Here is a 13,106-nt window from a genome sequence, read left to right as displayed (position 1 = left end):
GGTGGGCAGGGCAACGGATGCCGGGGGCCGAGCGGCCCCCGGCATCCGCCCGGGAAAGAAGGGGTCAGAGCTGCACGCGGCGGGGCAGGTCGGTGCGACGGTAGGTCGTGTCGAGCACGAGGACCTCCGGGGACAGCCATTCCCAGTCGACGTTGTCGTGGTCGGTGTGCAGGACCACGAGGTCGGCGCCGAATGCGTCCGGGTCGACCGTCGCGGTGAGCTCCCTGCCGTTCCTGAGCCGGACGGACCCGAAGAACGGGTCGTGGAACCCGACGTCCGCGCCCTGGTCGGCCAGCATGCTGAGGATATCCAGCGCAGGCGACTCACGGAGGTCGGCGACGTTGGGCTTGTAGGAGACTCCGACAACGAGCACGCGTGCGCCGCGGAGAGGCTTGCCCTGGTCGGCGAGGGTTTCGCGCACCCGCTCGAGGACCCGGCGCGGGCGGCCGGCGATCTCGCTCATCGCGTGTTCGATGACCGGCGCGTCGACGTGAGCCTTGCGGAGCTGCCAGAGCAGGTAGTGCGGGTCGCACGGGATGCAGTGCCCGCCGACGCCGGCGCCGGGGAAGAAGGGCATGAAACCGTAGGGCTTGGTCGCTGCGGCGTTGATGACCTCGATGACCGACAGCCCGAGGGCGAGGCACGCCTCGGCGAATTCGTTCGCGAGGGCGATGTTCACCGCCCGGAAGGTGTTCTCGAGGAGCTTGCTCATCTCGGCGACCTCGAGGGAGCTGACACCGTGGATGTTGCGGGCATAGCGGCCGAGGAGGGCGGCTCCTGCGGCCTGGCAGGCCGGGGTCGCGCCGCCGACCACCCGCGGCACGTCCTCGTGGGCGTAGCGGTCGTTGCCGGGGTCGATGCGTTCCGGGCTGAAGGACACGAAGATGTCCTTGCCTGCGGTCAGGCCGCGAACGAGCAGCGGGGTGACGAGGAGGTCCCTGGTGCAGCCGGGGTACGTCGTGGAAGTGAGCATCAGGAGCTGGCCGGGAACGGCGGCGTCGACGACCATCGTGCACGCGCTCGCGAGGATCTCGAGGTCGGGCGTGAGGTGTTCGTCGATCGGCGTGGGGACGCAGATGATGACCGCTGCCGCGTCGCCGAGGAGGTAGGTGTCACCCGTGATCTGGAAGTCGTCGCCCGACATCGCCGTCTCGAGGCGCTCCCGGTCTGACTCGAGGAGGTCGGCTTCACCGCTGCGGATCACGGCGAGCCGGCGTTCGCTCACGTCGACGCCGAGTACGCGGAGACCTGCGGCGTGCAGGGACAGCGCCGTCGGCAGCCCGACGTATCCCAGGCCCACGATGGCGACGTCGAAGTCGAACTGGGTGCGGGGGATGACCGGGATGAGCAGGGCGTCCGCGTTCGTGCGCTGGCGGCCCTGGTGCGTGAGCGGCAGGGAAGAGTCGTCGACGATTTCGATTGACATTCCAGGTCCTTTGTTCGGGTAAGTCTGTGTGGTTAGGTGCGGTTCGGTGGTTAGGTGCGGTTCGCGGATGCGCCGCCGTCAGTCGAGGAGTTTCGGGACTCGGCGAGGTGCGGCGTGTGGTGTTCCCGCGGCCAGTCTCTGCAGATGTTGCGATCCGGGCAAGCCATGGCCGGGACTCTGCGGGATCGTGTGGGCATCCCGCACCCGGATGTGGTTAACCGCACCTGTCTGTCGTGGCGGGCGCCCCGTCCCGCGTGTACGGTCGGACCACCGGAGCGACCCCGCGTCCGGCCGGTCGACGGAGAGTCACATGCTGAGCCTGGTCGTGGTGCTCGTCCTCGTGGTCGGGGTGAACACCGCCCTGTGGGGCACGGTCGGTCTGGGCCGTGTTGTCGCGCAGGCGTTCCGGAAGCGGCCGCGGAGTGCGCGCCACCGGCTCGCACAGCAGGCCGCTGGCGGGGCGGCCTCCGGAGCAGGCGGCCGCGTCACCCCGAAAGACGTCGCCGTGCTGATCGCGGCGCACAATGAAGAACTCGTGATCCGCAACACGATCCGCTCGGCCGCCAGGCTCGTGCCCGTCGGCAATATCTTCATCGCCTCGGACGCGTCTAAGGACACGACGGCGGTGATCGCGGAGGAGAGCGGGGCGAACGTCGTCGAGCTCCTGCCCAACCGCGGCAAGGCCGGTGCGCTCGTCGCCGCGATCACGCACTTCCGGCTTGCCGAACGCTTTGAGATCGTGATGCTGCTCGACGCGGACACGCAGCTCGCGGACGACTACATGGAGACGGGCCTGCCGTACTTCGATGATCCCGGGGTCGTCGCCGTCGCCGGCCGCGCCGCGACGGTGACGGACCCGCCATCGCCGACCCGGCTCGGCCGTTTTCTCGTGGCGTACCGCGAACGCTTCTATGTGGTCGTGCAGTTCCTCCTCAAGTACGGCCAGGCCGCCCGCTTCGCGAACGTGGTGTCGATCGTCCCCGGCTTCGCGAGCATGTATCGCAGCCGGATCCTCGCCGACATCGACATTTCCGCCCCGGGGCTCGCGATCGAGGACTTCAACATGACATTCGAGGTGCATGCCAAGAGGCTCGGCCGCATCGCCTTCCACCCCCTCGCGGCGATCGCGTACACCCAGGACCCCGACACCTTCCGGGACTACACGAAACAGCTGCGCCGGTGGACGCTCGGCTTCTGGCAGACGGTCCGCCGGCACGGTTTCCGGTTCGGGACCTTCTGGGGAGCCCTCGCCCTCTACGTCTTCGAACTCGTGACGAGCAGCATCATGATGCTGATCTTCCTGCCGCTGCTCCTGATGTCGCTTGCGGCCGCGGCCTGGGGCGAGGTCTCGGCAGACCCGGTGTCGATCGCGGTCGCGCAGGCCGTCCCTCCGGCGTCCATCGTCATCGGGGTGCTGGTGCCGGACTACCTGCTCACGATCCTGGTCGTGATCGTGACCGGGCGGGTGCACTACCTGGTGCTCGGGATCGGCTTCCCGCTCGTGCGCATCGTCGACGCGTTCATCTGCCTCCGGACCATCCCGCAGGCGTTCTTCGGCCGGTCGAGCGGCACCTGGAAGAGTCCGGAACGACGGAGCAACACGGCGGCGACACCCGGGATCGCGGTCGGCGACGCCCTGCCGGGGTAGCGCGACCTGACCGGTCCCTTTCGATCAGACCATCCCGCTTGCCGCACCGTCTGACAGCACCGTGCCGGTGCCGGAGAGCAGCGCGATCAGGTGCGACCGGGACTTGGCACCGAGCTTGTTGTATGTGCGGGTGAGGCGCACCTCCACGGTGCGCAGGGAGACGAAGAGCTCGGCGGCGATCTCCTTGTTGCGCTTGCCCTGTTGCACGAGTTCGGCGACGAGCCGTTCGTCGGGGGCAAGGGTCGCGAGGAGGGGATTGACGCTCGGGGCGTGGGTGCCGAGACGGACGGCATCCGCTTTTCTGGCCCACGGGATGGCGCCGAGCTGGGTGAAGATCATCCGCGCGGCCAGGTACTGGTCTGCGCCTTCCCTGCCGTGCCCGAGGCTCACGAGCCGGTCGGCGAAGCTCAGGAGGGTGCGGCCCTGCTCGAATTGCGAATCGCCAGGCTGCCAGAGGCCCGCGGCCTGTTCGAAGACGGCGATGGATGCCTCGCCGGGTGTCAGCAGGGCCTCGGCCCGTGCCGTGGCGAGCACCGTCCACCGGGTGTGGAAGGGCCGGGCCCTGGCCCGGAACTCACGGAACTGGATCACGGCCTCCCGCAGCCGGCCGGACAGCACGTATGCCTCGATCAGGTCGACCTGGCTCCGGAGCAGCGAGGGGTTGCGGAATGCTGACCCTATTGCTCCGGCCCGGTGCAGGAATGCGATCGCATCGTCGAACCTGCCCTCCATGAGGGCGAACCGGCCCTGGTCTGCCACGAGCCGGGCGGCGAGAGCCGGATGGTCGCTCGTCGCGAAGCTGCGGTTGCAGAGTTCGATCGCCGCGTCCGCGCGCGCTCGGTCTCCGCGGGCCTGCCAGTACCAGGCCGTCAGCAGCTGGAGCGGGCGGCGATGCACCTGTTCCGTCCCGGATCCTGTGAGCGATTCGATGATGGCCATGGCCTCGAATTGGTTGCCGGCGAGGATCTCGTTCTCTGCGAGGTAGTACCTGGCCGTCTGCAGGACGATCGGGTCCGGCGGGGGCTCGAGGCCGACGACGGTGCGCAGCACGCGCCTGGCGTCGCCGTATCGGTCGATGAACGTGAGGCTGCGGCCGAGGACGGACAGTGCCCTGGCGCTCGTCTCCTCGGTCCAGCCGTGCCGGGACAGCCGCTCGAACATCCGGGTCGAAGGGCCGGGGTCACCCTCGAGAGCAGACAGCAGCAGTGCGGAAAGCTCGTGGAGTTCGACGGACTCCGGGGTCGCGCTTTCGAGGAGGTGACGGCCCCTGGCGAGGGCTTCCCGCGCGGCGTCGACTTCCCAGCGCTCGGCGTGACTGAGGGCGCTCATGCCGAGCAGGCGCGCGAGGTCTTCCGCCCTGCCGCTCGCGCCGCGCGGTCCGACCCAGTCGTCGAGGTCGGTCGTGAGCAGCTGGTGGGTCGACATGAATTCGATCCCGCTGCGGAGGGTCGCGAGCTTTGTGACCGTGGCGATCGAGCCGGGCCTGCGCTGGCCGAGCCTGGCATAGCGGGCCGCATAGGAGAGTTCGCCCTGCAGGTACAGCGCCTCCGCGACCTCGAGCAGGGCTTCGGGGCTTCCGGTGGCGTCGAGCGCGAGGGCGAGGGCGCGTTCGGCGAGTTCGACGGACTGCCAGATCAGGCCCCTGCGGCCGAATTCGGCAGCGGAGGCGAGCAGTTCGTCCGAGGAGAGGCTGCCGGCATCCGCCCAGCTGCGGTGCCACGCGGCGAGGCCGGGATCCCCTCCGGGTGCGTCCTCGCTGCGGGCGGCACGGGCATGGAATTCGGCGCGGGTACCGGCGTCGATGGACCAATAGAGGTGGGAACGCAGCGCTGAGTCCGAAATCCGGAGGTACCGGCCGTCGCGGATGACGGTTCCCGCGGACAGGAGTTCTTCCAGGGCGCCGCGGATGGGGTCGCCGCTCTGGCGGATCGGATCCTGGCTGCTGAGGTAGGAGCAGGACAGCATCGCCAGGAGGAGGTGCTGGTCGTCCGGTTCCTGTGAGGTCCGGGTCGAGGGAGCGCGGGAGGCGCGGAACGGCAGGGCGACGGGGGCGGCGTTCCCGAGGTGCCTGCTGGTCAGGAGCCGGGCGTTCCTGGCGATTTCGGACGGACTTCCCGATGAGGAGGATGCCAGCATCCGCCGGAGTGCCTCGTCGGACTGGGGCCCGAGAAGCTCGGTGGCGAGGAGCATCGATTCGGCGAAGGTGAGGCGGTCGAGGGTGATGCGCGGGAGCGAGGCGAGCGGGCCGACGGGGGGCTCCGCGCACACGGTGCCCACGAGGCGCAGCCCCGTGCCGCCGAGGCGCGCCGCGACCATCGCGAAGACGGTCTGGCTCGGGAGGTCCATCAGGTCGAGGTCGTCGATCAGGAGGAGGGTTGTCTCGGGGGTGAAGTCGCGGATCAGGGCGAGGAGTTCCGCCGCGCGGGCGGCGAGCTGGGCATCCGCTTCGCCGGGGATGAGGAGTTCGCTCGAGAGCGCTGCGGCGGCCGGGGTCTGGAACGAGGCGACGAAGGCCGAGAGGCCGGAGAGCGGGAAGCCGGCTTCCGCAGGATTGATCCTGACCCGGAAGATCTCGATCCCGGGGATCGGTTCGACGGAGGCGAGCAGGCGCGATTTGCCGGATCCGGGCTCCCCGACGACCAGCATGGCTGACTCATGAGGGGCGGTTGCGAGTTCGAGGATCGCGCCCAGCGTGTCGCGGTGGATGCTGGACTTCATGCGACGACCCCAGGAATCATTCCGGGCCATTCCGGGGGTCGGTGAAGGAGTTCATTCATGAGACGGCGCTTCGTTTCGGGTAACGAGTGCGTGCGGATCACTCTGTTGGGGGAGTACAGCAGCCGCCTCGGGGATGAGTCGGTGCTCTGCATTACTACCTGTGTGCGGTCCCGGAATGGGTGGTCCGGGACCTGTCACCCCCGGTGAAGGGGGTTCCTGTTATGCAAGGTACGCTCATTTTCTTCCAAGGTATCCCCCACTAGTGGGGGATTACGGCGCGCCGAAAGCCTGGGGGTGCGCGGAGGGGCATCCGCTGTGATAGCGGTACTGGGCGGTTCTGCCACGACTAAATCGTGTTTGACCGCGCTATTCGTGGATCGCGACGACCGTGCGCCCGTGCAGCCGACCCGCGAGGATGTCATCGGCCGCCGGGATCGCTTCCTCGAGCGTGATGCTCGACGTCAGGCCGTCGAGGAGCGCCAGGTCGAGGTCGGATTCGAGCCGCGACCATGCCTGTTCCCGGAGGGCCAATGGAGCCTCGACGGAATTGATGCCGACAAGGCTGACCCCGCGCAGGATGAAGGGCATCACCGTCGTCGGGAGGTCGGCGCCCTGGGCGAGGCCGCACGCGGTGATCACGGCCCCGTAGTTCGCCTGGGCGAGGACATTGGCGAGGGTGGCGCTTCCGACGGAGTCGACGGCCGCGGCCCAGCGCTGGGCCTGGAGCGGTTTTCCGGGCTCGGAGAGGCTGCTCCGGTCCAGGATCGCCTCGGCCCCGAGGCCGCGGAGGTAGTCGCCGAGTTCGTCGACGCGACCGGTCGATGCCGTCACCCGGTAGCCCCTGGCCGAGAGCAGGGCCACCGCGATCGAACCGACTCCGCCTGCGGCGCCGGTGACGAGCACAGGGCCGGAGTCCGGCGTTGTCCCGGCGCGTTCGAGCGCGAGCACGGCGAGCATGGCGGTGAATCCGGCCGTGCCGATCGCGGCGGCCCTGAGGGCGCTGATTCCGGCGGGCAGGCGTACCAGGGACGCGCCGGAGACCCTCGCGCGTTCGGCGAGGCCGCCGTGGTGGGTCTCGCCCAGGCCTGAGCCGTTCAGGATGACCCGGTCTCCTGGCGCCCAGCGCGGGTCCTCGCTCGACTCGACGGTGCCGACGAGGTCGATCCCGGCGATGAGGGGCCAGGAGCGGATGACCCCGGGGCGACCGGCGAGCGCGAGCCCGTCCTTGTAGTTGAGGCTCGAGTAGTCGACGGTGATGGTCACGTCACCCGGCATCAGGAAGGAATCGTCGACGAGCGTGAGCGCCGCGTGCTGCGACGTGGCGCCGTCCTCCGCAACGGTTCGTTCGACGACGATGGCGCGGAACTGAGTCTCAGGAGTCATGCTCCGAGCCTACTTCCCGCCCCTCGCCCGCGTTCGGCCTAGTCGGTAGCATGAGCGCTATGACCGCCGCCGTCGTGCCAGAGAAGGTGCGGGTCGTGCCGCGCCGCCTCTCGGTGAGCGCGGGAATCGACGCCTTCTTCTTCGTCTTCGCGGGGTTCGCCGCGGTCTGGCTCGCCGTTCTGCTCGTGAACGAGAGTTTTCAGCTCGGCTGGGGTGCGCTCTGGTTCGCTGTGCTCTTCTGGGTGCTTCTGGCCTACCTTGTGCTTCCGCGGCTGCACCGGATCCTGACCCAGTTGTACGTTCCCCACTACTTCATCGGCAGGACCCGCACGAGCGACGGCCTCCTCGACGACCCGGTCAACCTCGCTATCACCGGCACGGCGGAGCAGCTGCAGCAGGCGCTCGCCGCGGCAGGGTGGACGCGGGCGGACGACATCACGCCAGGCACGACCTGGAGGATGGTCTCGGCGACGCTCGCGAGGCGCAGCTATGACGAGGCGCCGGTCAGTCCGCTGTTCCTGTTCGACCGGATGCAGGACTTCGCCTACCAGCAGGAGGTCGCCGAGAATCCGGCCAAGCGGCACCACGTGCGGTTCTGGCGCTGCCCCGACGGCTGGCTGCTCCCCGGTGGGACGAGGGTCGACTGGCTCGCGGCGGGGACCTTCGATCGTGCCGTCGGTTTCTCGCTGTTCACCCTGCAGATCACGCACAAGATCGACGAGAACACCGACATCGAGCGGGACCACATCGTCCACTCGCTTCTGCACGCCGGCTCGGGGGCTCGGGTGCACGTGATCCGGGACTTCTCGAGCGGATACCACGCACGCAACGGCGGCGGCGACACGATCCAGACGGACGGCGACCTGCCCGTCGTCGACGTGTCCGGCATCGCGGTCTCCGGCGCTGCGGCTGCACGTGCGGGGTCTGCCGCGCCGGAACCGGCACCGACCGCGGCAGCGGCAGCGGCATCGACGGTGGCATCGACGGCGGTACCGACCGGGAACGCGGTGCCGTCCGAGCCCGGCGCCCACCGGCGGCGGCCGGCATCGATCAGCGTCGGAGCCCTGATGCTCGGCGCGCGGGTCCTGTCCGGTCTCGGTGTCATCGTCCTCGCGGCGCTCGACTGGCCGGAGTTCGTCTCGGCCGTCGCCCTCGACGGCACGCCGGCGGGCACCGTCGACCCCGCGACGGCCGGGGTCGCCCTCGGGATCCTGCTGGCCGGCTACGGGGTCGTCCTCGCCCTCAACATCGGCTTCGCCGCATTCGTGTACTTCGGCCGGAACTGGGCACGGATCGTCGCGATGTCCTTCGCGACGGTGAGCATCGTCACGAGCTTCGTCGACTATGCCGTCAACGGGGCCGCGATCACCCTGCGGACCTCGCTCGTGAGCGTCACCTTCGACATCCTGATCCTGCTCGCCCTCTCGGCCAGGGACGCGAGGGAGTTCGCCCGCGCGCGGCCGGTCAGGAGTGCGCGGGGCAGGCGGGCGCCGTAGCGGCGCAGTCAGGGCAGACGACGAGCTGTGCGCGGCAGGACGGCTCGCGGCAGTTCTGCATCCGGTTGGTCGCTGCCGCGCAGCAGGCGCAGCGGCCGAGGACCGCGGTGTCCCCTGCGAAGTCGACGGACATCCGCTGGTCGAAGACATAGAGCGAACCGTCCCAGAGACCGGCATTCCCGTAGGCCTCGCCGTACCCCACGATGCCGCCATCGAGCTGGTAGACCTCGCCGAAGCCGCGGTCCTTCATCAGTGAGCTGAGCACCTCGCAGCGGATGCCGCCGGTGCAGTACGTCACGACCGGCCGGTTCTTGAGGTGGTCGTACCGGCCGCTGTCGAGCTCTGCGGCGAAGTCGCGGGTCGTCGCGACGTCGGGAACGACGGCGCCCCGGAAATGCCCGATCTCCGCTTCGAAGGAATTGCGGCCGTCGAAGAAGACCAGGTCGTCGCCGCGCTCGGCGGCGAGTTCGTGCAGCGCGGCGGGGGAGAGCCGGGTGCCGCCGCCCTGCACTCCTGCCGCGGTGACCGTGAGGTCGCCGGGAGCGCCGAAGCTCACGATCTCCTCGCGCACCTTCACCACGAGGCGCGGGAAGTCGAGGCTCAGGCCGGCCTCGTCGAGCCCGGTGCCTTCGCTCCACCGGAAGTCGATGTCGTGGAACGCCGGGTACTCGCGCGTCTTCCGCACGTAGCGTTTCACGGCCGGGAGGTCGCCGCCGATCGTGCCGTTGAGCCCGTCCTTCGAGATCAGGATGCGGCCGCGGAGGCCGAGGGCTTCGCACAGGTCGCGCTGCCAGAGCCGTACGGCCTCGGGGTCGGCGAGCGGCGTGAAGACGTAGTAGAGCAGGATCTTCGGAATGGCCACCGCGCCATGTTACCCGCCCTGGTTCGGTGTAACTCCTGCAGATTCCCGCGGTTGACGGCGGGCGCCCCGGAATCACGCGGCAGGAATTCCACCGCCGGGGAATGTGCAGGAGTCATGCCCAGGGGTTGGAGGACAGCCGGGTTTCCTCGAGGTCGAGCATGCGCTGGGCCCTCTCGATGAGGTGCGAGCCGTATGCCCCGGTCTCACGGGCGTCGAGCAGGGCGGCGCGCTCACGTGCGAGCACGTGCAGCCGCAGCGCACGGTGCTGGTGGTGAGGGGCGCCGGTGGCCGGGGCCGCCGTCTCGTCGAGCGCCTGTGCGCGGCGGATGCTGTCCGCACGCACCCGGGACAGTGCCTCCGCGGTGAACGGTTCACCACCGTCCTGCGCGAGCGCAGGGTTGCCGAGGCTCTCGAGACCGGCCGCGCTGATCTGGCCGACGAGGGCTGCGAAGCCACGCTGGTCATCCGCCTCGGCGCTTCCGGTGAGCCCGAGCCTGCGGATCAGCAGCGGCAGGGTGCCGCCCTGCACGATCAGGGTCACGAGGGCAACGGTGAACGCGATGAAGATCAGCTGCGGCCGGTAGGGGATGCCGGTCGGCAGCGACTGCGCGGCGGCGAGTGCGACGACGCCTCGCATCCCCGACCAGCCGAGCACAGCGCCGTCCCGCCAGCCGAGGCTCTCGACCGTCTGGAAGTCGAGGTCCGCCCGCTTCCTGGTCAGCCTCCTGTGGGCCCTGGCCTGGGCGACGTCCTCGTGGCTGGCCGTGCGCAACCGCCGCAGTGCGGAGTCGACCTCCCGGCCGCCGGCGCGGGCCCTCCGCTCTTGTCGTTTGAGCTGGGCGATAAGGGGGACGACGAAGGCGCCCCGGACGACGACGAGGACGACGGTCGCGAGAAGCCCGATGCCGACGGCCTCGATGACGCTGACATGGTCCTCGTGCACCTCGCCGACCAGGTATTTCAGTTCGAAGCCCATCAGGAGGAAGACGCCGTTCTCGAGCACGAACTGGATCGTCCGCCAGTTCACCCGTTCGCTGATCCGCACCTCCGCCGTGAAGACCAGCGGCCCCCGATGCCCGGTCACGAGCCCGGCGACGACGACGGCGAGCACCCCGGACGCGTGGACGTGGTCGGTCGGGATGAACGCGAGGAACGGCACCGCGAATGAGATCGTCGTGTTGAGTACGACGTTCCCCAGGCGCGACCTCAGCCACACGGTCAGGTGCCCCACGACGAGACCGATCCCGATCGCGACTCCGACCGCGAACGCGAAGTCCCCGGCCACGCCGATCAGGGACACCCCGCCTGCCGTCGCCGCGATCGCACAGCGGAGCAGCACGAGGGCCGAGGCGTCGTTGAGCAGTCCCTCACCCTCCAGCAGGGTCACCACCCGGGGTGGCAGCCCCAGCCGGCGCCCCATCGAGGTCGCGGCGACCGCATCCGTCGGACTCACGACCGCACCGAGCGCGAGGGCGGCGGGAACGCTGAGTCCGGGCAGTAGCCAGTGGAACAGTGCTCCGCTCGCGACGGCGCTCACGATCACGAGCAGCACAGAGAGCCCGGTGATCGCCGTCGCGTTGCGGCGGAAGTCGTGCAGCGGCACGTTGACCGCCGCCGAATAGAGGAGTGGAGGGAGGACGACCGCGAGGATGAGCTCGGGCGGGAAATCGAAGGCCGGTACGCCGGGGACGAGGCTCGCCGCGATCCCGATGAGCACGAGGAGGAGCGGGGCGGCGACTCCGAGCCGCGGCGCGATGACGGCAACCGACACGATGGTCAGGATGCCGAAGACGCCGAGAAGGGGATAGTCCATTGCTGGACCGTAGCGAGCCGGGCTGGACCCGACCGCTGTGCGACCTTGGCGGCGCCTGAGGATCTTCGAAGCGAGGGCGCCTGGCGCCTAAACTGGGGGCAGCCCGCACAAGAACCCCCGCCGCCAGGAGGACCCATGACCACCGCCGATCCGCTCGCCGTCTACGGCGAGGTGCCGCTCTTCACGCTCTCGAGCACGGATGTGACCGACGGGGCACCGCTTTCGGCCGCGCAGTTCGGCGAGGAAGCCGGTGGCCTCGACCGGTCGCCGCAGCTGTCCTGGAGCGGGTTCCCCGCCGACACGAAGAGTTTTGCGGTCACTCTCTACGACCCGGATGCCCCGACCGGCTCTGGCTTCTGGCACTGGGCGGTCTTCAACCTCCCGGCCGCCGTCACGTCCCTTCCCGCCGGAGCCGGCGCCCCCGGCGGTGCCCAGTTGCCCGCCGGCGCGGTCACCCTGCCCAACGAGCTGCGGCTCACCTCCTTCATCGGTGCCGGCCCGCCGCCCGGAACCGGCACCCACCGCTATCAGTTCATCGTGCACGCAGTGGATGTCCCCACTCTCGACCTCGACCCCGGGTCGACTCCCGCCGTGCTCGGCTTCACCCTCCGGTTCCACACCCTCGGCCGCGCGGTCATCGAGGCGACCGGAGCATTCGGCGGGGCGGCGCTGCACCCCTAGAAGGCCTGTCCCCGACAGGAACATGAGGGCTTCTCAGGTCGCTCACACGCGCGGGACCTAGGTTCGTGCTGTGAACCAGATCCGCAGCACCCTCGCATGACCGCAGGAACCACCCTGAAACCCCGAGAAACCAGCCTCCGCCGTGTGCCCGTATGGGTCTGGCGGGCCTTGATGATCCGGCTCTCACCCGGCGAACTGCACAAGTTCAACCTCCAGCCGATCGATACTGTGGACTACCACATCGACGTCGACTACGTCGGGGATGAGAGCCGTGACCACCGGCTCGACGTGATGGTGCCGCACGACCCTGCCGGGCCGCTTCCGGTCTACGTGTACTTCCACGGGGGCGGCTGGACCTCCGGCGACAAGGCGCCGCTCACCAAGTACTGTGCGAGCCAGGCCGCAGACGGCATGGTCGTCGTCAACGCCAACTACCGGATGGCCACCCGGTTCCAGCTCAGGCACATGCTCGAGGACGGCAATGCGGTGCTCGACTGGGTGGCCCGCAACATTGCCGACTTCGGCGGGGACCCCACCCGGATCGTGCTCGGTGGGGATTCGGCCGGCGGTCACATCGCGGCGCTCCTGGCGGCATCCGCTTTCGAGCCGGAGCTCGCGGCCCACTACGGCATCGAACCCCACGTGGATCCGGGCAACCTCCGCGGCCTCGTGCAGCACTGCAGCATCGCCGACCTCTCGGTGATGTTCGAGCGCGGCTTCGTGCTGAGCCTCAACTTCCTGCGCATGCTGCTGCCCGAGCGGGGGCGCGGAGTCGTGCTGCGGGCCGCGGCGCGGTTCATGAACCCGATCGAGTGGCTCGACAGCGGGTTCCCTCCGGTCTTCGTCACGACGAGCGAACGGGACTACTTCTACCGGGCGAACCTGAACTTCATCGCGGCGCTCAAGCGCAGGTCGATCCAGGTGGACAGCCTGATCTACGACCGGCGACAGGCGAACACCCATCACACCTGGCAGCAGGACGCTCGGCATCCGGAATCGCAGGAGGTGTACCGCCGTCTCGGCGCGTTCGTCCGTCGCGTCGCGGCCCTGCCCGTCCCGGTCCCCGTCGCCGTCTAGGG

Annotated in this window: 9 protein-coding genes; 4 read left to right on the top strand and 5 right to left on the bottom strand. The window is 69.4% G+C overall.

Going from position 1 to position 13,106, the window contains the following annotated elements:
* Window positions 1-64: 64 nt before the first annotated feature.
* Window positions 65-1,426 carry a nucleotide sugar dehydrogenase gene (locus E3O50_RS08865; protein ID WP_134449194.1) on the bottom strand — a complete coding sequence of 454 codons (1,362 nt, stop codon included), beginning with the start codon at window positions 1,424-1,426 and terminating at the stop codon, window positions 65-67.
* A 310-nt stretch (window positions 1,427-1,736) separates the two neighbouring features.
* On the opposite strand from E3O50_RS08865, the gene E3O50_RS08860 reads away from it, so the two are divergent.
* Window positions 1,737-3,074, top strand: coding sequence for a glycosyltransferase family 2 protein (locus E3O50_RS08860; protein WP_134449193.1), 1,338 nt, complete (start codon window positions 1,737-1,739; stop codon window positions 3,072-3,074).
* A gap of 24 nt (window positions 3,075-3,098) precedes the next feature.
* On the opposite strand, the gene E3O50_RS08855 is transcribed toward E3O50_RS08860, so the two are convergent.
* Window positions 3,099-5,792 carry a LuxR C-terminal-related transcriptional regulator gene (locus E3O50_RS08855; protein ID WP_134449192.1) on the bottom strand — a complete coding sequence of 898 codons (2,694 nt, stop codon included), beginning with the start codon at window positions 5,790-5,792 and terminating at the stop codon, window positions 3,099-3,101.
* Between the two features lie 366 nt (window positions 5,793-6,158).
* Entirely contained in the window at window positions 6,159-7,175 is a 1,017-nt protein-coding gene (locus E3O50_RS08850) for an MDR family oxidoreductase (RefSeq protein WP_134560689.1), read from the bottom strand.
* Window positions 7,176-7,234: 59 nt separating this feature from the next.
* Here E3O50_RS08850 and E3O50_RS08845 point away from each other — a divergent pair, with 59 nt between their 5' ends.
* Entirely contained in the window at window positions 7,235-8,671 is a 1,437-nt protein-coding gene (locus E3O50_RS08845; protein WP_134560688.1) for an LssY C-terminal domain-containing protein, read from the top strand.
* Here the strand turns inward: E3O50_RS08845 and E3O50_RS08840 are convergent.
* Window positions 8,640-9,533, bottom strand: coding sequence for a rhodanese-related sulfurtransferase (locus tag E3O50_RS08840; RefSeq protein WP_134560687.1), 894 nt, complete (start codon window positions 9,531-9,533; stop codon window positions 8,640-8,642). The genes E3O50_RS08845 and E3O50_RS08840 overlap by 32 nt on opposite strands.
* 112 nt (window positions 9,534-9,645) lie before the next feature.
* Window positions 9,646-11,346 carry a sodium:proton antiporter gene (locus E3O50_RS08835; protein WP_134560686.1) on the bottom strand — a complete coding sequence of 567 codons (1,701 nt, stop codon included), beginning with the start codon at window positions 11,344-11,346 and terminating at the stop codon, window positions 9,646-9,648.
* Window positions 11,347-11,481: 135 nt separating this feature from the next.
* On the opposite strand from E3O50_RS08835, the gene E3O50_RS08830 reads away from it, so the two are divergent.
* Complete coding sequence (locus E3O50_RS08830; protein ID WP_134449188.1) at window positions 11,482-12,027, top strand: YbhB/YbcL family Raf kinase inhibitor-like protein; 546 nt, start codon at window positions 11,482-11,484, stop codon at window positions 12,025-12,027.
* Between the two features lie 96 nt (window positions 12,028-12,123).
* Window positions 12,124-13,104: an alpha/beta hydrolase gene (locus E3O50_RS08825; RefSeq protein WP_241975507.1), complete on the top strand. Its 981-nt coding sequence runs from the start codon at window positions 12,124-12,126 to the stop codon at window positions 13,102-13,104.
* The last annotated feature ends 2 nt before the right edge of the window (window positions 13,105-13,106 follow it).

Origin of the sequence: Cryobacterium sp. MDB1-18-1, from assembly GCF_004402735.1 — a bacterium.
GTDB classification, from domain to species: domain Bacteria; phylum Actinomycetota; class Actinomycetes; order Actinomycetales; family Microbacteriaceae; genus Cryobacterium; species Cryobacterium glucosi.
Note: the sequence above shows the minus strand (reverse complement) of the source record. Positions and strands in the feature narration are given on the sequence as shown.